This is a genomic window from Kitasatospora sp. NPDC032757, from assembly GCF_055579305.1.
Genome location: NZ_JBVINN010000059.1, coordinates 25,518 through 46,509 on the forward strand (window position 1 = coordinate 25,518; position 20,992 = coordinate 46,509).

Genomic DNA, 20,992 nt, shown 5'->3' on the forward strand with positions numbered 1-20,992 from the left:
CGCCTGCGGCCCTACACGGAGGCCCGGTCGCCCGCCGTGGTCGGCCGGGCGGCCGGTGCCTGCCGGCCCCGGTCGTCGGCGTCGAGGAAGTGCAGGATCTCATCGACGCTCTGCTTGGCGTCCCCGAAGAGCATCCCGCTGTTCTCGCGGAAGAACAGCGGGTTCTGGACCCCCGCGTAACCGGAGGCCATGGACCGCTTGAACACGATCACCTGCTCCGCCTCCCACACCCGCAGCACCGGCATGCCGGCGATGGGGCTGGAAGGGTCGTCGGTGGCGGCCGGGTTGACGGTGTCGTTGGCACCGATGACGAGAACGACGGAGGTGTCGGCGAAGTCGTCGTTGATCTCGTCCATCTCCAGGACGATGTCGTAGGGCACCTTCGCCTCGGCGAGCAGCACGTTCATGTGACCGGGCAGGCGTCCGGCGACGGGGTGGATGCCGAAGCGGACGTCGACGCCGCGCTCGCGCAGCCGTCGGGTGAGCTCGGCGACCGGGTGCTGCGCCTGCGCCACCGCCATGCCGTAGCCGGGGGTGATGACGACGGACCGGGCCTGTGCGAGCTGACGTGCCGCCTCCTCGGCGCGGATCTCGCGGTGCTCACCCTGCTCCTCCTCCCCGCCGGAGGGGGCTTCGATGCCGAAGCCGCCGGCGATGACGGAGAGGAACGAGCGGTTCATCGCCTTGCACATGATGAAGGACAGGTAAGCACCCGAGGAGCCGACCAATGCGCCGGTGACGATGAGCAGGTTGTTGTCGAGCAGGAACCCGGCGGCCGCCGCGGCCCAGCCGGAGTAGCTGTTGAGCATGGAGACGACGACGGGCATGTCGCCGCCGCCGATCGAGGCGACCAGGTGCCAGCCCAGCGCGAGGGCGAGCACGGTGACCGCGATCATCAGGCCGAGGCCGGGGCTGACGGTGAACCAGACCGTCAGCGCCACGAACGCGGCGAGCGCGCCCAGGTTCAGCCCGTTCTTGCCGGGCAGCACCAGCGGACGCGAGGCGATCCGGGCGGACAGCTTGAGGAAGGCGACGATCGAGCCGGTGAAGGTGACCGCTCCGATGAAGATGCCGATGAACACCTCGGCGTGGTGGATGCCCAGCAGGTCGGCCGGGACGGCGTCCTGTGCCGAGCCCTGCGACTCGACCTCCAGGTAGCTGTTCCAGCCGACCAGCACCGCGGCCAGGCCGACGAAGCTGTGCAGGACGGCGATGAGCTCCGGCATCTGCGTCATCTCGACCTGTCGTGCCCGCCACAGGCCGATCGCGCCGCCCAGCACCATCGCGACGACGATCAGGGCGACCGCGCCCGCGGTGATGCTCCGGGACGCCACCACGACGGTGGCGACCAGGGCGAGGGCCATGCCGGCGATGCCGTAGGCGACGCCGGCGCGGGAGGTGCGGTGCTGGGACAGCCCCGCCAGACTGAGGATGAACAGCAGGGCGGCGACCAGGTCCGCGGCGTGGGCGGCCGTCGTGGAAGTCATCGGGCTCAGCGCCTTTCGGGGGACGTCGAGAACATGCTCAGCATGCGACGGGTGACGGCGAAGCCGCCGAAGATGTTCACGCTCGTCAGCAGGATCGCCACGAAGGAGAGCACGGTGACGAGCGTGCTCCGGTGCCCGATCTGCAGCAGGGCGCCGATCACCACGATCCCTGAGATCGCATTGGTCACCGACATCAGCGGGGTGTGCAGGGCGTGGTGGACCTTGCCGATGACGTAGTAGCCGATGACCACTGCGAGCGCGAACACCGTGAAGTTCTGGGCGAGTTGTGCGGGGGCGAAGGCGACCAGCGCGAACAGCGCCAGCATGCCGACGCCGATCAGGCCGAAGCGGGCCGCCGTGGTGAGCCGGGGCGGCTTCGGCTCGACGACCGCGGGAGCGGCGGCGGGCTGCGCGGCGGGAGCGGCCGAGACGGCGACCGGCGGCGGCGGCCAGGTGATCTCGCCGTCCCGGACCACGGTCACCGCGCGCTGGACGACGTCGTCGAAGTCGACGACCAGCTGCCCGTCCTTGCCGGGCGTCAGCAGCTTGAGCAGGTTGACCAGGTTGGTGCCGAACAGCTGTGACGCCTGCGCGGGCAGGCGGGACGCGAGATCGGTGAAGCCGATGATGGTGACGCCGTTGCCGGTGACCACCGTGCGGCCCGCGACGGTGCCCTCGACGTTGCCGCCCTGGACGGCCGCCATGTCGACGATGACGCTGCCGGGCTTCATCGCCGCCACGTCCGCAGCGGTGAGCAGGCGCGGGGCGGGCCGCCCGGGGATCAGCGCGGTGGTGACGATGATGTCCACGTCCTTGGCCTGCTCGTGGTAGAGCTCGGCCGCGGCACGGTCGTAGTCGGCGGACGTCGCCTTGGCGTAGCCGTCGGTGCCGGCCTCCTGGGCGACGTTCACGGCGAGGTACTCACCGCGCAACGACCGTACCTGGTCGGCGACTTCAGGCCGGGGGTCGGTCGCCCGGACGATCGCCCCCAGGCTGGAGGCGGCGCCGATGGCGGCGAGCCCGGCCACGCCGGCACCGGCCACGAGCACCTTCGCCGGAGGGACCTTGCCCGCGGCCGTCACCTGCCCGGTGAAGAAGCGGCCGAACACGTGCGCCGCCTCGATCACGGCACGGTACCCGGCGATGTTCGCCATCGAACTGAGCACGTCCATCGACTGCGCACGCGAGATCCGTGGCACCGCGTCCAGCGCCAGGGCGGTGACCGGGCGCGACGCGAGCGCCTCCAGCAGTTCGGGCCGCTGCGCCGGAGCGAGCAGACCGACCAGGGTCGAGCCGTCACGCAACCGGGCGATCTCCCCGGTCGACGGGGCGTTGACCTTCAGGACGATGTCGGCCGCCCAGGCGTCCCCGATGTGCGCGCCCGACTCGGCGTAGGCCTCGTCGGTGAAGCCGGAGGCCGCGCCCGCCTCGGACTCGACGACGACCTCGTAGCCGAGCGCGAGCAGCGCGCGCACCGTCGACGGTGTCGCGGCGACGCGGGTCTCCCCGGTGGCCGACTCGGCGACCACACCGATGCGCCGCGGGGGGTGGTGCGCGGTGTCCTGTGCAGATATCACCTGACTTCTCCCAGGAGGCTCCGGCCTTCAGGCCGGGGAGATGTGGGTCCCCCCGCCCGGAGGGTGGGGGAGGGTCCTTGGCTCGGGGCCGCGTAGCGGCGGAGCGCTTTGCTCATCTGCTGTGACCTGTGCTTTCTTCCATTGTCAGTGGGTGGCTGTAGGTTGCCCGACATGACGGTGCGACAGGTTGTGGAGGACACCGGGCATGCCCGGTACACCTACGGCCCGCCAGTCGATGGCGTGGCTCCGCGAGGGCGCTTCGGTGCCGCAGCAGCAGGTCATCCGGGACTTCGCCAAGTCCCGTGCGAAGGCGCTCAAGGACATCAAGGCGAAGGTTCCGGTGCGCCGGCGGGCCGGGATGCCCCGCGTCAAGCGAGAGCGTGAGGCACTGCCCACGCTGAACCACACCACGCGCGGGTTCCGGCTGAAGGACGGCCGTCTGCACCTGGCCGGCGGCATCGTGCTGACGGTGGTGTGGTCGCGTGACCTGCCGCCCGCTCCGTCGTCGGTGCGGGTGTACCGGGACGGCCTCGGTCACTGGTACTGCTCGTTCGTCGTCGTCGCCGAGACGCAGCCGCTTCCGGTCACCGGCCGCGTGATTGGTGTCGACTGGGGTGTGAAGGAGACCGCGACCACCACCAGTGACGCCCACGACCTCCCCCACGCAGAGCACGGCAGGATCGCGGCGCAGCGTCTTGCCCGCTACCAGCGGATGATGGCGCGTCGACGGACCCCGAAGAACAAGCCGGACACCAAGGGGTACAGGAAGGCCCGCGAACAGGCCGCGAGGGTGTCCAGGAAGATCGCCCGGCAGCGGCAGGACACCGGCCGCAAGTGGGCGAAGTCCGTGGTGCGGGACCACGACCACATCGCGGTGGAGGACTTCCGGCCGACGTTCCTTGCCGGGACCACGATGGCCCGCAAGGCGGCCGATGCGGCGATCGGTGCGACCAAGGCCGCGCTGATCGAGATGGCCCGTAAGCACGGGCGCACCGTGCACCTTGTCCACACCGCGCACACCACGATGGACTGCGCGCCCTGCGGAGCGAGAGCCAAGCACGCACTTCCCCTTTCCGAAAGGACCTACACGTGCACCGCGTGCGGAGTCTCGTCCCCACGGGACAAGAACTCCGCCCGCGTGATGCTCGTCCGGGCTGGTCTCAACCCGGCTGGTGCTGATCTTGTAAGCCCTGCCACCTGCTAGGTGCCAGGCGAAGTGAGCCAGGAATCCCCGCGCTTCAGCGCCGGGAGGATGTCAATCGTGCCTCTCTCGTCGGAGGAGTTGTTGACGGTGGGATCTGCGTCCAAGGGGGAGTGTCCTCCCCTTGGACGCAGGAACCTACCTGCCCCGACCCGGTGGGGGGGACGGGGCGAGGCCGTGACATGCTTCACCTGTTCGCGGCCTGTCGGAAGAGCCGGGTCACGTGCCGGGCGTTGCAGCGGCCGCGGATTGACCTGCCAGGGACCACTCGGGGGCGCACGCCGTGGGGGAGCGAGCACGGCTCCCGGCGGACGACTGTCGCCAGGAGGGCAAAGGTCAGGCGGGGGCCGGGACTTCAGCCGACCGACCGCCTCACCACGCGAGCCTCACCCGGCCGGCCGGCCGGCCGGCCGAGCCCGCCGGACGGTCAGCATGTCCTGGGTGTGGCCGATGACGAACGAGCCGTCCGGCCGGGCGAAGTGACGCCGGACGTAGGCGGTCAGCTCGGTGCGGTCCGGCCGCGGCTCCATGGCGGCCAAGTCGGCCACGTTCACCATGAACTCGGCGACGTCCACCGCCTCCTCCGGGCGGTCGGCCCGGTAGCGGAGGTCGAGCGTCTCCAGCGTGTACTCGTGGGCCGGCTCCCGCTCGCGCAGGCGGTCGGCCAGCGGCCGCAGGTCGTAACGGACTCCGGTGAAGTGCTCGGCCATCCGCATGCACGGGCTGTCCGGGTTCTGGAGCATCACCACCAGGGTGCCGCCGGGCACCGTCCAACCGAGGACCGTGCCGACCGTGCGCAGCCAGTCCTCCTCCGGCACGTAGTAGAGCACGTGCGAAAGGTGGACCAGGTCCGCCGGCCCGGGCGGCTGCGCCTCGTCGATCGGCTCCGGCAGGACCAGGGCGTCGGGACAGGCCAGGCGCAGCCTTTCGCGCATCGCGGCACTGGGCTCGACGGCCACCGTCCGTTCGAAGAACCGCCCCAAGGTGTGCGGTGGTCCGGCCCTCGCCCGCGCCCACGTCCAGCAACACCCGGCGGTGCTCCAGCCCGGCGACGACCTGGTCCAGCCGGGCGTGGGTACGGAGCTTCTCGCCGGTGCCGGCGAGGAACAGCTCGAAGGCACGACGGTAGGCGGCGCCGGAGACGTCCAGCACCCGGACGGGCCCCGGCTCCGCAGTCCCTGCCTCCATCCGGAAACCCCTTTCGACGGTGCGCCGCGTCCGGTCCATTGCACCGGGAACCGGCGGGTACGGAGCGCAGGGACGTTCCTGCCCGCGTGTCGCGGACCGGGCGGACCCCGTCGGCGACGCCGCCGCGTGGGGTGCGGCGGCGCGCCGGACGGGCGAGGCCGGGCTGTCGGGGGGCCGGGAGCTCAGGTGGTGATGCCGCAGTACTGCTGCTGCTTGCCGATCACCCGGAACATGCAGTCGGCGGTCTCCACCAGCCGCAGCACGGCCTCGCGGTTGCGGCTGGTCTCCCGTCCGATCACCTCGTCCGGCGGGTAGAAGCCGCTGCTGCCGTTCGGGCCCGGATACATCTCGAAGGTGTAGGCGAAGATCCGCTGCGCGCCCCACAGCCAATCGTCGATCGCGCCGTCGGTGATGTAGAGGTCGCTGGACTGTTCGGGCGTGTAGCCGTTGGTGCCGGCCATGCTCCGGCCGAGGGTGGCGAAGGTGTTGGCCTCGTCGGCGGTCATCCCGGTGGCCGTGTCCGCGGTGGTCCAGCCGAACGGCCAGAGCACCAGCTCGCTGTAGGTGTGGAAGTCGATGGCCGCGGTGATCTGCTGCTTGCCGCCCACCACCCGGGAGCGGACGAAGTCGGCGACCACCTTGGTCTCCTTGGCGGACTCGGGCGCGGCGCCCCGGTAGGTCTCGCTGGAGGTGGAGCCGGAGGAGCCGCCGCAGCAGCCCCACTTGTAGTCCCAGTTGCGGTTCAGGTCGGTGCCGACGTTGCGGCTGCCGGCGTTGGGCTGGCGGTCCTTGCGCCAGCTGCGGTAGCGGCCGGTGGCGATGTCGTACTCGCCGCCGTCCGGGTTGAGGTCGGGGATCACCCAGATCTCGCGGCTGTTGACGGCGTCGGCGATCCGGCTGTCGGTGGCGAACTTGTCGCCGAACTCGTGCAGCAGGTAGAGCGCCATCTCGACGGTGAGGTGCTCGCGCGCGTGCTGGTGGGCGGTGAACAGCACCTCGGGCTCGTTCTCGTCGGTGCCGACGTTGTCGCTGATCTTGACGGCGACGATCGGGCGGCCCTCGTAGGAGGTGCCGATCACGCGCTTGCTCATGATGTCGGGGTGCGCGGCGACGACGGCGTCGATGTCGGCGGCGGCCTCGGCGTAGTTGTGGTACCCGGAGTCGGCGGGCGGGAAGTCGTACAGGCCTGCGGCCGTGCTCTCCCGGCTGTCCTCGACGCCGTACCGGGGCCCCGGCAGCGCGGTGGGGGACCAGCCGAGCGCGCGCAGGCGGGCGAGTTCGGCGGGCGTGGCGGTGACCACCACCGAGTCGGGCCGGACGGCGTCGACGGAGGCGCCGGTGGCGGCGACGGCGCTGCGTTCGGCGACCGTGCGGGGGCCGTCGAGGAGGTACTGACGGGCGGTGTCGCCCGCGGCTTCGGCCGCGGCGACGGTGTCGCCGGCGACCGGCTGGGCGGCGACCCGCGTGGTGAGCGGCGAGGCGAGTGCGAGGGCCAGCAGCACGGCGGTGACCGCGGCGGGCTTCCCTCGGCGGGGCAGTCGCATGACTGTCCTCCTGTGGGGGGGTCCGTAGGGACGGAGCAGGGGAGGAACTGCGGCGCGCGCCAGCATGATGGTCCGTCAGTGTCATGAGTTCGTCAAGACGGCGGTGTCCGTCCGGCACGGCCTGGAGTTCACCGGCGAGGAGCTGCCCGACTTCCTGCCCGCCGTGCTGGAGTTCACGGCCGCCACCGGCTCGGATGCGCTGCTGCGCGAGCACCGACCCGCCCTGGGGCTCCTGCGGCTCGCCCTCACCGAGCACGGCACCCCGTACGCCCGGGTGCTGGAGGCCGTGTGCGCCACGCTGCCCGGACCGTCCCCGAAGGACCGGGCTGCTGCCCAGGCCCTCGCCCGTGGCGGCCCGCCGCGTGAGCAGGTCGGTCTGGACACCCAGCCGCCCTACGGCCACTTGGGCCTGCTCCCCGTCCTGGTAGTGGAGTCCGTCCGGCCCATGGGTACCTTCCGCCCGTGGGGTCTGTCCCGCCCGTGGGGTGTGTTCCGCCCGTCGCGACCGGAGACCGCCGATGAGCACCTTCCTCTGGGGCGCCCTGCCGTACCCCGCGGGCGCGCTTCTGGTGTTTGGCCTGGTCTGGCGTTACCGCTACGACAGGTTCGGGTGGACCAACGCGCTCGTCCGAGGTGTACGAGTCCCGGCTGCTGAACATCGCCTCGCCGATGTTCCACTACGGCATCCTCTTCGTCCTCGCGGGCCATCTCATGGGCCTGTTCGTCCCCGCGTCGTGGACCGACGCGATCGGACTCGACGAGCACGCGTGCCACCTGCTCTCGCTCTTCGCCGACTGCGCGGCCGGGTTCCTGGCGGTGGCCGGGATCCTGGTGCTGCTGTACCGCCGCCGCACCAACGCGGCCGATGACGGCCGGGCGGACGGTGGCGAAGGTGGAGAATCAGGCGAGCGTGACCGGCCCGCGGGGGTGCCGGCGGCCGGGCGCACGGCGGTGCGCGATAGCGTCGCGGATGTCGTCCGTGCCGTCGGGGCCGGCTGTCCGTGCCGTTCGGCCGGTCCCGTCCGGCTGTCCGTCCGGTCCGGACCGGCTGTCCCGTCCCGTCCTGTAGGAGGCCCCCGTGCCGCAGATCCTGATCGACCACTCGCCGGAACTCGACTTCGACCAGGCGGGCCTCGCCGCGGAGGTCCACCAGCTCATCACCGAGGTGATCGACACCAAGGTGGCGGACTGCAAGACCCTGTTCCGCCCGGCCGCGCGGTACGCGGTCGGCGACGGGAGCACCGGTGAGGCCCTGGTGCTGGCGCAGATCAAGATCCTGGCCGGCCGCACCACCGAGCAGCGGGCCGAACTGACCGCCCGGGTGCTCACGGTCCTCCAGGCCCGCATCGCCGTTCCGGCGGCGATCTGTGTCGAGGTCGCCGAACTCGACCGCGACACCTACCGCTTCGTCCACCACCTTGGCCGGTAACCGGCCCTGACGCCTCCACCGGTGGCCGGGCCGTCGCGCGGGGCGTGACCCAGGGCCCTACGGCGGTGCCGGCCCTTCCGGCACGGGCCCTTCGGCACCGCGCACGCGGGAGCGCGCGGCGAGCGCGATGCGCAGCGGCGGGCCGGCGGCGACCTCCAGCCAGATCAGGCCGTCCTCGTCCGCACCCTCGCCGGCCGGGGCACGGGTGCGCGCGGCCCGCCTGCGGGGCCCTGCGACGATGGGCCGTCGACATACCGAGCGGGGGTCCCATGGAGCTACGACAGCTGCGCTGCTTCGTCGCCGTCGCCGAGGAGCTGCACTTCGGCCGGGCGGCCGAGCGGCTGCTGCTGGGCCAGCCCGCGGTGAGCCAGCAGGTGCGGCGCCTGGAGCGGGAGTTGAAGGTCGAACTGTTCGACCGGTCGCCCCGGTACGTGCGGCTGACGCCCGCCGGCGAGCGCTTCCTTCCGGCGGCCAGGAACGTGCTGGCGGCCGAGGACGCCGCCCGGGCCGTCGCCGCCGGCCTTGCCTCGCCCGGCACGCTCCGGATCGGAACCGTCACCGGCCTCGGCGAACGCCTCGACGCCATCCTGGACGCGTACCAGCAGCACGCCCCCGGCACCCGCGTCGAGCTGCACTCCGCCCCGGTCGGGGACCGGCTCGCCCGGCTCGCGGACGGGCGGCTGGACGCCGCCTTCGTCCGGGGCGCGATCCCGGATTCCGACCCCGCTCTGCGCTTCCTGCCGGTCTGGCAGGACGAGTTGGTCCTCGCCCTGCCCGCGCGGCACCCGCAGGCCGTGCACCCCGTGATCGATCTGTCCGAGCTCGCCGAGCTGCCACTGCGGCTCACCGAGCGGTCGAACCATCCCGCCCTGGTCGACCTCGTCATGTCCGCCTGCCAGGAGGCCGGCTTCCGCCCCGTCCTCGGTCCGTCCACCGGCTCCCTCCAGGACACCCTGGCCGCCATCGGCACGGGGGCGCCGATGTGGACGGTGGTCTACGCCGCGAACGCGCGGACGGCGAGCACCCGCCGGATCGTCTTCCGTTCGCCCCGCAGACCGCTGGCGCTGCCGACGGCGCTCGCCGTGCGCCGCGCCGACCCGGTCCCGCGGCTGCTCCTGGACGCCTGCCGGACCGAGCCCGTGAGCTGGGACGATCAGGATTCGTGATCGCTGCCAGCCGAAATCGGGTCTGGGTGCGCGGCCCGCGATCCGGTGGACTGGTTCACAGCGGGAGGAATCCCGCAGGAGAAGTCCCAACCGAGGACCGAGGAGCCGAAGATGCCCGTCGTCACCATCCAGCAGGGCCCGCGCAAGGTCGAGCAGAAGCGCGAGCTGGTCAAGAAGATCACCGAGGCGTTCGTGGAGGCCCTGGAGGTCCCGGCGGAGAGCGTCTACGTCTGGATCCAGGAATACCAGGGCGAGGACTGGGCCCACGCCGGCAAGCTCACCGCCGACAAGTAGGCGCGGCGGCGCTTCGGCGCCGCGCCGCCGCGCCTTTCCCGGGTCGCCGTCCGCCCCGGGGGTGCGACCTCTCCTCCTCCCCTGAGCAGGCGCAGGGGAGGGGGCGCGCCTTGAGCAGGCGCAGGGGAGAGGGGCGGCCGCCGCTGCACGACCCGCCCCCCGTACCCCGCCCCTTCGCCCACACCGCCGGTGGGACGCCACGGCCCTTCGACGCCCGTAATGATGCCCGCCGTCGCGAAGTGGCCCCCCACCGCTGCGGAGTGACCACCGCCGCCGCGAAGTGGCCAGCCGCTGCCGCGGAGTGACCACCCGCCGCCCCATTCCGAGGAGTCTCGATGACCGACACCCCGACCAGCCCCGCCCCCGGCACCGTCCTGGTGCTGGTGGACCTCCAGCAGTGGATCGTCAACCGCCCCTCCACGCCGCTGGCCGGCGCGGCCGTGGTCCGCTCCGCCGCCCGGCTGAAGGCGGCCTTCGAAGCCGCCGGACTGCCGGTGATCCTGGTCCGTCACGCCCGGACGGACGGCAGCGACGGCGGCCCTGACTCCCACTTCAACCGCTTCGCCTCCGAGGTGGACACCCGCCCCGGCAACGAGGTGGTCACCAAGTACGGCATCGACGCCTTCGCCGGCACCGACCTCGCCGACCGGCTGCGCCGCCTCGGTGCCACGTCCCTCGTTGTCGCGGGCATCGCCACCGAGTACGGCGTCGGCGAGACCGTCCGCACCGCCGCGGCCCTCGGCCACCCCACCACCGTCGTCGAGGACGCCGTCACCGCCCTCTCCGCCGCCGGCCACGCCGCCGCCCTGCAGGCGTTCCGCGCCCTGGGCGTCACTGTCACCGGCGCCGATGCCCTCCTCGCCGGCGGGGTCACGGGCGGGGCCACCGGGCCTACCCGCCGGTAATCAGTTCCGCCGGATCTCTGGACAGCGGGGCGGGGGTGGTCCACGATTCACCACCATGATCCCTGCCCCGGTCCCGCGGGACTCCGTGCGCACCGCGCTCCTCGACGCCGTCCTCGGCGCGGCCGAGGACATCGCGGCGCTGCTCCGCCACCGCCCCGACACCGACCGCCCGATCCCCGGCGCGCAGTGGACCGTGGGCGAGGCGGCGGCCCATCTCGCCCTCGCCAACGAGCTGATGGCCGCTCTGGCCGCCGGCGAGCAGCGGACCTACGGGGATGGGACACCGGACAGCCTGGCCGCGGCCAACGAGGCCTCCCTGACCGCCTTCCCCGAGCGTGACGCCACGGTCCTCGCCGAGGAGATCGTCCGGCACGCCCGCGCCTTCACCGAGGCCTGCGCGGACCGGCCGGCGTCGGCCCCGGTCCTCACCCCGCTCGGACCGATGGACCTCGCCACGCTGGCCTCGTACCTGCTCACGCACATGCTCGGCCACGGGTACGACCTGGCCGTCGCGCTGCGCCGCCCGCACATGGTCGACCGCCACCGGGTGGCACTGACCGTGCCGTTCCTGATGACCGCCATGCCCCGGGTCGTCGACGGCCGATCCGCCGCCGGTCACACCGCCTGCTACGACCTGCGGATACGGGGCGGCGCCCGCTTCACGGTGACCTTCCTCGACGGCGCCGCCGAGGTCTCTCCCGGGCCCGCGGCCCGGCCCGACTGCACGATCCTCACCGAGCCGGTGACCTTCCTGCTGCTCGCCCTCGGCCGGTGCGACCCGTTCGCCGTTCTGGCCCGCGGCAAGGTCCTCGCCTGGGGCCGCAAGCCCTGGCTCGCCCTGCGGTTCCCGCTGCTGTTCAAGGCCCCCTGAAGCCTCCCGCGGACGGGGGAGCCCCGTCCGCGTCGGAGCCGTGGGATGCCGCGGCGCCGGGCTACTCTCGCCCTGTCACCAACCGGCCGGTCGCGAGGGGAGACGGCACCGATCAACCGCGAGCGACTCATCAGAACGCTGACGTTCTGGCTGCGCCCGGCCTTCGCGCTGCGCGTCGTCAACCGCTTCCAGAAGGTCGTGGGCTTCGACCGGTCGATGGCGCTGGCCTCCAGCGCCCTGACGGCACTCATCCCGCTGGCGATCCTCTGCAGCTCCGTCCTGACCCGTCTGAGCGACAAGGACGTCGCGAACCGCATCATCGACCGCTACGGCCTCACCGGAGGCGGGGCCGAGGCGGTCGACGAGGTCTTCGCCTCCGCCACCGGCGCGAGCGCGAGCGCGAGTATTTTGGGGACGGCGTTCCTGGTGGTCTCGGTCCTGAGCTTCACACGGGCGATGCAGCGGATGTTCGAGCAGACCTGGGAGTTGCGGCCCCTCAGCGTGCGCAACACACCGAACGGCCTGCGGTGGGCGCTGACCCTGCCGGTGTACGCCGCGGCCGTTTCGTGGCTGCACGCCGTTCTCGGCCACGGACGTCTGGAGCTGGTGGCATCCCTGGCCGAGGTGCCGCTCACGGCGGCCTTCGCCGTCTGGAGCGGCCGGGTGCTCTCCGCCGGGCGGATCGCCCCGAAGGACCTCCTCCCGTTCGGTGTCATCGCCGCCCTCCTCCTGGCGGCCTGTTCGGTGGGGGCGACCTTCTACCTGCCGCGCCTCTTCAGCTCCTACGCCACGCGGTACGGCGCGGTGGGTGCCGTCTTCGCGATTCTCTCCTGCCTGTTCTGCGCCATGGTCGTCGTGGTCGGGTCCGCGGCGCTCGGGCGGGAGGTGTGCGATGAACTCGACCGCATCGGCCGGGGCGAGCGACCGCCGGACGACGAGGTCCGCCGGGAGTGGGACCACGTTCTCGGCCAGATGAGACTGCGGTGGCGCACCACCCGCCAGCAGATCTCCCGCCGCCGGCGGCACAGGCGGCGCAGAGGACCCGGCCGACCCTGACGGCCCTCACCGGGCCCTCACTAGGCCCTCACGACTCTCACACGAGGGACCACCGGTTCGGTTCGGTCCGGCCGCCTTTCACCGGGTCACCTCTCGGGAGCGGGCCCGGGCGTCACGGCGACGCGGTGGCCGAGCCGGGCGTGGCCGGTGCGGGGGCGGACGAGGACCCGGACGGCCCGGTCGGCGTCGAGGCCGTGGGAGAGGCCGTGGGAGAGGCGGAGGTGGAGGCCGAAGCGGGTTTCGGTGCGACCTGGAGGCCGATGACGTGCCCGTCGGCGGTGAGGAAGTACTGGAGTCCGGCGTAGCCCGGTGTCACCAGGATCCCCTGGGTCATCTTCGGCAGCTGGCTCGACCGGGCCAGCTCGGTGCCGGTGCGGGCATCGCGCCACACCACCTGTTCCGTGTCGTACGCCTTGAGGCCCTGGAAGAACTTCACCGGGATGTCGGTCCCGATCAGGACCCGCTGGTCCTTCGGGCCGAGCAGGGTCGTGAAGCTGAGCGTCGTCTGGTCCTGGGTCCATGTCACCGACAGGGTGCCGTTCGACAGGTCGAGCCCGGCCAGCTTCCCCGCTCCCGCGTCCATCGCGTAGACGCGGTTGTTCTCCGGGTCGACCGAGACCATCGACGGAATGAAGCTCTGCTTGGCGCCGCTGCTCGCGAACGGCTGGACGCTCGCCACGTCGGTCGAGTCCGCCTGGGACACCGCGACGACGCTCATGGGGGTCGAGGTCGGCTTCCCGCCGTTGGTCATGGCGACGACGTGGTCGTTGATGACCGCCATCGCCGACGCCGCCGTCTGCCCGTTCTGGAGGTAGGAGACCGGCCCCCAGCCGGGGTCGCGGGCGAGGGCGCCGTTCTGGTAGGTGTACCGGTAGAGCTTGCTCGTGCCGGGCAGGTAGATCGCCTGGCTCCCGTTGAAGGTCGTCGTGGTGAGCCGGCCGCCCATCATCTCGGGCAGCGTCACCTGGGAGACGACCTGCAGGGTCTTCGGATCGATCGCCACCATGATCGAGGGTGCCGTCGCCGTCGGGTCGGGGCAGTCGAGGAAGGCGCTGAACCCCTGCTCGGTGCAGCCGGGCTGCCGGTTCACGGTCTTGGCCACGATCGTGCCGTCGGGGAACGCGTCGTAGCCGTTGTAGGCCGTGTCGCGCGGGGCCGACTGTCCGGTGGGCAGCGTGGTCCGGGCCAGGACGTTCCCGGTCGTCGGGTCGATCCTGGCGATGTGATAGCCGTAGATCACGACCAGGCTGCCGTCCGCGAGGGTGTTGAGGACACCCGGGTAGTCCCACTCGTCGGTCGCGTCGGTGTTGATGAGCACCCGCCGCCAGACCTCGTTGAAGGTGCCGGGCTCCACCCGTGAGACGAACGAGCCGGACGCGGCCGGGTTGTCGCCGTAGCCACCGCCGTAGACGTAGAGCTCGTCCGGTCCGCGGTCCACGATGTTGTACGGCGTGGTGTAGACCTGGTTCGAACTGTGCGCGAAGACCTGGTTGTTCGACGGGCCGCCCTCGAAGTGCGCGCACGCGTAGCGGTGCGTCCGGTTCGAGTCGTGCACCTCGAAGGCGGCGATGGTCGGGTACCACGGAGCGTTTCCCTCCGCGGCGGCACAGGCCTGCTCGTCGGGGATGAGCGCGGGGTCGCCGACCAGCGGGCCGTTGGCGGCCACCTCGTCGGCGGGCGGCGAGGAGCTCGCCCGCGGGCTGGGGGTGCTCTCGGCGGAGTCCACGCCGGAGCAGCCGGAGAGCCCGATGACCAGGCCCATCACGGCGGCCGTCAGCCGGAGAACGGGCAACCGGATCATCGGCGGCTCCTCGACTCGGTTGGGGCGCCGGTGCTCGGCCGGCCCCGACGCTTTGATCGACCGACAGAGTGTCAGTGCCGCCACGACCGCCCCGGGCTGACGCGCCGCCCGGCCCGGCCGGTCACCCAGCTGGGCGGTTCCGCCGATGGTGAGCAATCGGTCGCCGCACACCCGTCGCCTACGATCACCACCAGTGCCTGTCGGGTCCGGAGGCAGGCTCGGGCGACCCGAGAGGCGGCGGAGCCTGACCGGCGAACGCAGTCACCTCACCTCCCCGGCCTGCCGGGAGCCGGAGGCGGCGACAGTCCGCCGGGTCCGCGACCAGGTGGTCGGGCCCGATCTCGCGTCCACCGACCTGGACCGGCACCTGACGAACCTCCACGATGCCGAGCTGGACGTGCTCACCGCCCCGCTGGTCAGCCGCTGGGGCCGGCGAGGCCCGGCAGCCCCCTGAGCCGGTGACCCCGCAGCCCGGCACCCGGACAGGCCCGTCCCAGGCGGGCACGTCCGAGCACGGGCGTCCGCCGACCCTGCTGCGCGGGCGGGGGAGCGGGTGCGGTGGGATCGATGCGGTGGGCGACCCGGCGTGGGTCCGTCGGCGCGGGAACAGGCCGGGCGGCGTTCCACCCGCTATCCAGGATGCATGTCGCTTTCGCACCCCAGCAGTCCCCGGCCCGACGGCAGTCCCTCGGAACGGCGTGGTCGGTCGCGTTCCGACGGTGCCGGGCGCGGCGGCCCGGCCCCTGTGCGGTGTGCCCGGGCGGGGTGTGCGGCGGGTGACGGTGTGGCATGCCGGTGAGGCGGCCCAAGCCCCGCCGGCCGGGCCCTGCGGCGGCCGTCGGCGGCGCGGGTCCGGCGCTGCGCCGCCTTTCGGACTACGCGTGGCGGCTGCTCGTCGTCGCGGCGGCGGCGTACCTGGTGCTGATGGTGATGGGGCGGTTCCACCTGATCACGCTGGCCGGCTTCCTGGCCCTGGTGATCACGGCGGTGGTCCGGCCGGTGGTCGATCTGGTGGCCCGTGTCCTTCCCCGTTCGCTCGCCGTGGTGATCGGCCTCGCCGCGGCGATCCTGGTGCCGGCCGGCCTGCTCGCGCTGATCGGCGAGACCGTGGCGGACGACGTGTCGCGCCTGGTCGGGGAGTTCCAGGGTGGTCTGGACCGGCTGGAGAAATGGCTGGAAGGGGCGCCGTTCCATCTCTCGGCGACGTACTTCGACGATCTCCGGCGCAAGATCTCCGACTACGTCTCCGCGCACCGTTCGACGTTGATCAGCACGGCTGTCAGCGGGGCCGGGCGGGTGATCGAGGTCGCGACGGGCGCCGCGCTCGCGCTGTTCATGTCGGTGTTCTTCCTGCACTCCGGGGAGCGGATGTGGCGGTGGACCGCTGCTCAACTGCCGGCTGCCGCGGGAGAGCATCTCGACCGGGGCGGCCGGGCGGCGTGGCGGACCTTCTCCGGTTACACCCGGGGCATCTTCATCGTCGCCGCGAGCAACGCGATCATGGTCGGCATCGCCCTGTTCTTCCTCGGCGTGCCGCTCGTCCTGCCGCTGATCGTGCTGGAGTTCTTCGCGTCCTTCGTCCCCCTGGTCGGCTCACCGGTCGCGATGCTGATCGCCTCCCTGGTGGCGCTGGCGGCCCGCGGCCCGGTGATCGCGATCGTGGTGCTGCTGCTGATTGTGGTGATCGGTCAGATCGAGGGCCACCTGCTCCACCCGCTGGTGATGAGCTGGGCGGTGAGTCTGCACCCGGTGGTGGTCGCGGTCTCGGTGCTCGCCGGCAGCATCGCGGCCGGAGTGATCGGCGCCGTGGTCGCCGTCCCCGCCGTCTCGGTGGCGTGGTCGGTCTACGCGCAGCTGCGCCGTCCGGCGCCGCCGCCGGTGGCCTGACGCTCTCCGGGGCCCGGCTCCCGCCGCCGAGCCCGGGTGCGGCGCGGCTCCCCGCTTCACGACCGTCATGCCGGCGAGGCGAACCTCACTGGCCCACCCGTCCGTCGACGCACTCGCGCAACAGGTCGGCGTGCCCGCAGTGACGGGCGTACTCCTCGACCCTGTGCACCATCAGCTCCCGCACGGCGATGCCGTCCTTGCCCAGACGCTCGCCCGGGTCCGGGTGCCCGGCCAGCGCGGCATCGGTCGCGGCCTGCTCGCGAGCCAGAGCGGAGTACGCAGCGTCCACCTCGGCCTGCTCGGCGACGGCTTCGTCGAAGTCGGCGTCACGCCTGCCGTACAGCTTCGGGAGCGGATCACCGTCGGTGATCCAGTTGCGCCAGTCCCGTTCCACTTCGGCGAGGTGCCGCACCAGGCCGAGCAGCGACATCGTCGACGGCGGAACCGACCGACGGGCCAGTTGCTCCGGATCCAGGCCCTCGCACTTCATCCGCAGGGTCGTCCGGTAGTTCGTCAGGAAGTCCTGCAGCGTCGCCAGCTCGCCGTCCGGACCGGCTCCCTCGCCGGCGCGGGGGTCGTCGCCCGGGTCGGCCCACATGTCGGGGTAGACGGTTGCCTGGCTCCATCGTGCGGGTCGGTCACTCATGCGTTCCATGCTGGTTCGTGAGGGCCCGGGCCCGCCAGTGGATTTCTCGACGGTGATCACTGCCGGATTCCGCCGAGGACGTCCGGGGTGGGGTGGTGCGGCGCGGACGACGGTGCGCCGTTGTGGTCACGCGGAGGTGATGGCCTGCTCCAGCAGGCCGTGAAGGACCTGCTGCTCCTGGGGGGTGAGGCCGGACAGCGGGGAGTCCACGGCGAGGAGTTCGAGGAGGCGTGCGCGCAGCGCGGTGCCCTCGGCGGTGAGGACGAGGTGCTTGGCGCGGCGGTCGGTGGGGTGCGGATGACGCTCGACCAGGCTCTGCTTCTCCAGCTTGTCGACGACGAAGGTGGTGTTGGAGGGCTCGCAGCTCATGCGTTCGGCGAGCTCCCGCATGGTCATCGGCCCGCTCATCTCCCGCAGCGCGGTCGCCTGGGACGCGGTGAGGCCCAGGGTGGCGGCGCGCTCCCGGACGTGCTCGCCGATCCGCTGGGCGAGCCCGTTCACCAGACCGCACAGCTGTCTCTCGGCGATGGCCTGGCGCTCGGGGGACGTCGTCATGCCACCATCCTAGCAAATCCATCAAGACCAAATAATTGCAGCTTGAATGATTCGAACTTGATGCTTATGGTGGGCGTCGTCGCCGCGGGAGGCACCGCGGCGACCTGATGACGACTCACAGGAGAGAACCCATGGCTGACGTGACGGTGGATCGGGACGAACGACTGCGCCGTCCGGCGGGAGTCCGCTCGATACGCCTGGGCGACACGCTGGTGTCGTACGTGCCGGACGGCGATGTGCGGCTCCGGCCGCTTCACCTGCTCCAGGACACCACCGACGAGGTGTGGGCCGCGCACCCGGAGTACCTGGACGCCACGGGCCACCTCGTGGGCAGCGTCGGCGCCCTGCTGGTGGAGTACGGCGACCGCGCGCTGCTGATCGACGCGGGCTTCGGCCCGCGGACGCTCCAGGTTCCGGACGGCCCCCTCGGCGTGATCCACGGAGGTGCGCTCCCGCAAAGCCTGGCCGAACTCGGCCGCGGCCCCGGGGACATCGAGGCGGTGGCCTTCACCCACCTCCACTCAGACCACCTCGGCTGGGCCTGCCACCCCGCCCCCGGAGGCGACCGGCCCGTGTTCGCCCACGCCGACTACCTGATCTCCGAGCCGGAGTGGGAGCGGCGCGACCTCCTGGAGGCCCAGGGCATGACGGACGAGGTCGCGGCCCTCGAACCGCGCGTCCGCACGATCGCGGACGGGCAGGAGATCTTCCCCGGCGTCCGCGTGCGGATCACCCCCGGCCACACCGTCGGACACGCCGAGTACGTCATCACCGGGGGCGGACGGCGCCTGATCGCCTTCGGCGACGCCGTGCACTCGCCCATCCAGATCGACCACCCCGACTGGTCCTCGGCCTTCGACCACGACGGTGCCCGGACCGCCGAGCACCGCCGCCGCCTCGTCGCCGAGCTGGCAGAGCCCGGCACGATCGGCTTCGGCGTCCACTTCGCGGACGTGGTGTTCGGGCACGTCCAGCCGGACGGGGACGGCCCGGCCTGGCGGCCGCTGGACGCCTGACCGGCCGCTGAGGGCCGGGGCTGCTCCTGGGGGACGGGTCCCGTACGGAGGCCGGGAGGCGCTTCGTCCCGAGCCCACGGCCCGGGGCCGGAAACGGCAGCGCGCCCCGCATCGAGCTGATGCGGGGCGCGCCGTGCGGTGTGATCAGAGGGGCACGATGTTCTCGGCCTGGAGGCCTTTCTGCCCCTGGACGACGTCGAACTCGACCTTCTGGCCCTCCTGGAGCTCGCGGAAGCCCTGGGCGGCGATGTTGCTGAAATGGGCGAAGACGTCGTCGCCGCCGCCGTCCTGCGCGATGAATCCGAAGCCCTTCTCGGCGTTGAACCACTTCACCGTGCCAGTTGCCACGGTTTTCTCCCTCTGACTCGTGCTCACCCGGGGGCGAGCGTTCTGGCGAATCGGTCGTCGATGCGGTCCGCGGCCGACGGATTACCTGAAGGGTGGCGGCGCTGCCGCCGGGCCGACCGCGAGGAGCCCGTACGACGGACGGTACGGGACGGGACGCGCCGCGCGGTACACGCATCTCCGCCAGTCACCCGATCGAGGTGGCGGCAGCAGGCCGGGGCGCAGTACACCACCGCTTCCAGGCGGCTGATCGGGTCAGGCCGACCCAGGGGAACGCCGGTCACCGCCGTCCCTCGGTGGGAGAAGTACGCGCCGGTCGCCGTTTCGCGGGGAGACCGTTTCGCGGGGAGGCCGCCGGTCCACCGGCGGCGAGAAAAGGCAAAGGCAAGGAGTTCTTTCTCCTTGCCACTCTCAGGTTATATCGCACCGGGGGGCTTGCGGCAAGGCCCGGGTTGTGCCGCAGGATTGTCGGCCGAAGCCGGAATTCACGGAAATGGGGAACCCGATATGCGTGTGGTGTTGTCGACGTGGGGATCACGCGGGGACGTGGAACCGCTGGCGGGCCTGGCGGTGGCGTTGCGGGAACTCGGTGCGGAAGCGCTGGTGTGCGCGCCGCCGGACGAGGAGTTCGCGGCGCTGCTGGCGCGGGTCGGCGTGCCGTTGGTGCCGCTGGGCCCCACGGTGCGCTCGGTGGTCGCCGGCCCGAAGCCGCCCTCGGCGCAGGACGCGTTCCGGCTCGCTCCCGAGCTGGTCGCCGCGCGGTTCGACACGCTCCCCGCGGCGGCGGAGGGCTGTGACGTGCTGCTGGCGACCGGCCTGATGCCGGCCGGTGCACGGGACGTGGCCGAGAAGCTGGGCATCCCCTACGTGTTCGCCTGCTTCCACACGGCCGGCCTGCCGTCGCGGCGCTTCCCTCCGGCGGCCCGGCCGGGCAAGCAGTCCTCGCCGGACGAGACCGACAACCGGGTGCTGTGGCAGCAGGACGCCCAGCGGGTGAACGCGCTCTACGGCGAGGCGCTCAACAGCGGGCGGGCGGCGATCGGCCTGCCGCCGGTGGACGACGTCCGTGACCACGTCCTCACCGACCGGCCGTGGCTGGCGGCGGACGCGACCCTGTGGCCATCGCAGGACGCGACGGACCTCGACCTGGTGCAGACCGGGGCGTGGATCCTGCCCGACGACCGCCCGCTCCCGGCGGGACTGGAGGCGTTCCTGGACGCGGGCGCACCACCGGTGTACGTGGGCTTCGGCAGCATGGCCGCGCACGCCCCGAAGGACATCGCCCGGGTGGCCATCGAGGCGAGCCGCGCGCACGGCCGCCGCGTGCTCCTCGCCCGCGGCTGGGCCGACCTGGGCCTGATCGACGACCAGGACGACTGCTTCGCCGTCGGCGAGGTCAACCAGCAGGCACTGTTCGGCCGGGTGGCCGCCGTCGTGCACCACGGCGGCGCCGGCACCACGACGACGGCCGCCCGGGCCGGCGCACCCCAGCTCGTGGTGCCGCAGATCGTGGACCAGCCGCACTGGGCCGCCCGGGTGGCCGAGCTGGGCATCGGTGTGGCACACGGCGGTCCGACCCCGACCTTCGACTCCCTGTCGGCCGCGCTCGGCACGGCCCTGTCCCCGCAGACCCGCGCACGTGCAAGGGCGGTGGCCGGCACGATCCGCACGGACGGGGCCACGGTGGCCGCGAAGATGCTGCTCGACGCGGTCGGCCGGGAGCGGCCACCCGTGTCCGGGTGAACCGACCGGATCGGCGGCTCGGGGGCCGGCGGGCGACAGCACCGGCTTTCCGGGACCACGGGGGGAGGAGTGCGGAGGCATCGCGTCGCCCACCCGGTTCCAGGGCGCTGAAACCGTCGTGAAACCGCGCTGAATGCGGGCAGGCGCAACCTCTGCGGCATGACCGCAACGACATCGCACGCACTCGCCATCGCCGCGTACGGGCTGCGCAAGTCCTACGGCGACAAGACCGTCCTCGACGGCATCGACCTCGCCGTCCCCGAGGGCACCGTCTTCTCCCT

The 20,992-nt window shown here is 72.3% G+C and carries 19 protein-coding genes and 3 pseudogenes; 14 read left to right on the forward strand and 8 right to left on the reverse strand.

Annotated elements, in window-relative coordinates; translation table 11 throughout:
* Window positions 1-11: 11 nt before the first annotated feature.
* Both pntB and ACZ5WK_RS37425 read right to left on the reverse strand, forming a co-directional pair.
* Complete coding sequence (gene pntB / locus ACZ5WK_RS37420) at window positions 12-1,487, reverse strand: Re/Si-specific NAD(P)(+) transhydrogenase subunit beta (protein WP_396320395.1); 1,476 nt, start codon at window positions 1,485-1,487, stop codon at window positions 12-14.
* A gap of 5 nt (window positions 1,488-1,492) precedes the next feature.
* Window positions 1,493-3,061 (reverse strand): Re/Si-specific NAD(P)(+) transhydrogenase subunit alpha, encoded by a 1,569-nt coding sequence (locus ACZ5WK_RS37425; protein ID WP_465554596.1) that lies wholly within the window; start codon window positions 3,059-3,061, stop codon window positions 1,493-1,495.
* A 208-nt stretch (window positions 3,062-3,269) separates the two neighbouring features.
* Between ACZ5WK_RS37425 and ACZ5WK_RS37430 the strand changes: the two genes are divergently transcribed.
* A complete protein-coding gene (locus tag ACZ5WK_RS37430) occupies window positions 3,270-4,268 on the forward strand; it encodes an RNA-guided endonuclease InsQ/TnpB family protein (RefSeq protein WP_465554565.1) in 999 nt (332 codons plus the stop codon).
* A gap of 383 nt (window positions 4,269-4,651) precedes the next feature.
* Here ACZ5WK_RS37430 and ACZ5WK_RS37435 read toward each other — a convergent pair whose 3' ends face one another.
* On the reverse strand, window positions 4,652-5,248 hold the full coding sequence (locus ACZ5WK_RS37435) for a class I SAM-dependent methyltransferase (protein ID WP_465554567.1): 597 nt from the start codon (window positions 5,246-5,248) through the stop codon (window positions 4,652-4,654).
* 387 nt (window positions 5,249-5,635) lie between these two features.
* Entirely contained in the window at window positions 5,636-6,997 is a 1,362-nt protein-coding gene (locus ACZ5WK_RS37440) for a M14 family metallopeptidase (RefSeq protein WP_465554568.1), read from the reverse strand.
* Window positions 6,998-7,115: 118 nt separating this feature from the next.
* Between ACZ5WK_RS37440 and ACZ5WK_RS37445 the strand changes: the two are divergent.
* From ACZ5WK_RS37445 to ACZ5WK_RS37480, 8 genes and pseudogenes are all read left to right on the forward strand, one after another.
* Window positions 7,116-7,421: pseudogene (locus ACZ5WK_RS37445) on the forward strand (nitrate reductase molybdenum cofactor assembly chaperone); the annotation flags it as partial.
* Window positions 7,422-7,515: 94 nt separating this feature from the next.
* Window positions 7,516-7,858 (forward strand): annotated as a pseudogene (locus ACZ5WK_RS37450) (respiratory nitrate reductase subunit gamma); the annotation flags it as partial.
* A 217-nt stretch (window positions 7,859-8,075) separates the two neighbouring features.
* Window positions 8,076-8,426 carry a 5-carboxymethyl-2-hydroxymuconate Delta-isomerase gene (locus ACZ5WK_RS37455; protein ID WP_465554569.1) on the forward strand — a complete coding sequence of 117 codons (351 nt, stop codon included), beginning with the start codon at window positions 8,076-8,078 and terminating at the stop codon, window positions 8,424-8,426.
* 269 nt (window positions 8,427-8,695) lie between these two features.
* Window positions 8,696-9,592, forward strand: a complete 897-nt coding sequence (locus ACZ5WK_RS37460; RefSeq protein ID WP_465554571.1) for a LysR family transcriptional regulator — start codon at window positions 8,696-8,698, stop codon at window positions 9,590-9,592.
* Between the two features lie 111 nt (window positions 9,593-9,703).
* A complete protein-coding gene (gene dmpI / locus ACZ5WK_RS37465) occupies window positions 9,704-9,886 on the forward strand; it encodes a 4-oxalocrotonate tautomerase DmpI (RefSeq protein WP_396320389.1) in 183 nt (60 codons plus the stop codon).
* Window positions 9,887-10,221: 335 nt separating this feature from the next.
* Window positions 10,222-10,791 (forward strand): cysteine hydrolase family protein, encoded by a 570-nt coding sequence (locus ACZ5WK_RS37470; RefSeq protein WP_465554573.1) that lies wholly within the window; start codon window positions 10,222-10,224, stop codon window positions 10,789-10,791.
* Between the two features lie 55 nt (window positions 10,792-10,846).
* Entirely contained in the window at window positions 10,847-11,662 is an 816-nt protein-coding gene (locus ACZ5WK_RS37475; protein ID WP_465554575.1) for a maleylpyruvate isomerase family mycothiol-dependent enzyme, read from the forward strand.
* 45 nt (window positions 11,663-11,707) lie between these two features.
* Window positions 11,708-12,718, forward strand: coding sequence for a YhjD/YihY/BrkB family envelope integrity protein (locus ACZ5WK_RS37480; RefSeq protein ID WP_465554577.1), 1,011 nt, complete (start codon window positions 11,708-11,710; stop codon window positions 12,716-12,718).
* Window positions 12,719-12,830: 112 nt separating this feature from the next.
* Here ACZ5WK_RS37480 and ACZ5WK_RS37485 read toward each other — a convergent pair whose 3' ends face one another.
* Window positions 12,831-14,519, reverse strand: a complete 1,689-nt coding sequence (locus ACZ5WK_RS37485; protein WP_465554579.1) for a hypothetical protein — start codon at window positions 14,517-14,519, stop codon at window positions 12,831-12,833.
* Between the two features lie 193 nt (window positions 14,520-14,712).
* On the opposite strand from ACZ5WK_RS37485, the gene ACZ5WK_RS37490 reads away from it, so the two are divergent.
* Both ACZ5WK_RS37490 and ACZ5WK_RS37495 read left to right on the forward strand, forming a co-directional pair.
* Window positions 14,713-14,973 (forward strand): hypothetical protein, encoded by a 261-nt coding sequence (locus ACZ5WK_RS37490; protein WP_465554581.1) that lies wholly within the window; start codon window positions 14,713-14,715, stop codon window positions 14,971-14,973.
* Between the two features lie 335 nt (window positions 14,974-15,308).
* Window positions 15,309-16,406 carry an AI-2E family transporter gene (locus ACZ5WK_RS37495; protein ID WP_465554583.1) on the forward strand — a complete coding sequence of 366 codons (1,098 nt, stop codon included), beginning with the start codon at window positions 15,309-15,311 and terminating at the stop codon, window positions 16,404-16,406.
* 85 nt (window positions 16,407-16,491) lie between these two features.
* Here the strand turns inward: ACZ5WK_RS37495 and ACZ5WK_RS37500 are convergent, their stop codons facing one another.
* Both ACZ5WK_RS37500 and ACZ5WK_RS37505 read right to left on the reverse strand, forming a co-directional pair.
* Complete coding sequence (locus tag ACZ5WK_RS37500) at window positions 16,492-17,061, reverse strand: DinB family protein (RefSeq protein WP_465554585.1); 570 nt, start codon at window positions 17,059-17,061, stop codon at window positions 16,492-16,494.
* A 117-nt stretch (window positions 17,062-17,178) separates the two neighbouring features.
* The gene (locus ACZ5WK_RS37505; RefSeq protein WP_465554587.1) at window positions 17,179-17,607 is read right to left on the reverse strand and encodes a MarR family winged helix-turn-helix transcriptional regulator; all 429 of its coding nucleotides are present in this window, start codon (window positions 17,605-17,607) and stop codon (window positions 17,179-17,181) included.
* A gap of 131 nt (window positions 17,608-17,738) precedes the next feature.
* On the opposite strand from ACZ5WK_RS37505, the gene ACZ5WK_RS37510 reads away from it, so the two are divergent.
* Window positions 17,739-18,623: an MBL fold metallo-hydrolase gene (locus tag ACZ5WK_RS37510; RefSeq protein WP_465554589.1), complete on the forward strand. Its 885-nt coding sequence runs from the start codon at window positions 17,739-17,741 to the stop codon at window positions 18,621-18,623.
* A gap of 144 nt (window positions 18,624-18,767) precedes the next feature.
* Here ACZ5WK_RS37510 and ACZ5WK_RS37515 read toward each other — a convergent pair whose 3' ends face one another.
* Window positions 18,768-18,971 (reverse strand): cold-shock protein, encoded by a 204-nt coding sequence (locus ACZ5WK_RS37515; protein ID WP_396320380.1) that lies wholly within the window; start codon window positions 18,969-18,971, stop codon window positions 18,768-18,770.
* Between the two features lie 504 nt (window positions 18,972-19,475).
* Between ACZ5WK_RS37515 and ACZ5WK_RS37520 the strand changes: the two genes are divergently transcribed.
* Complete coding sequence (locus tag ACZ5WK_RS37520; protein ID WP_465554592.1) at window positions 19,476-20,711, forward strand: glycosyltransferase; 1,236 nt, start codon at window positions 19,476-19,478, stop codon at window positions 20,709-20,711.
* Window positions 20,712-20,870: 159 nt separating this feature from the next.
* Window positions 20,871-20,992 (forward strand): annotated as a pseudogene (locus ACZ5WK_RS37525) (ABC transporter); the annotation flags it as partial.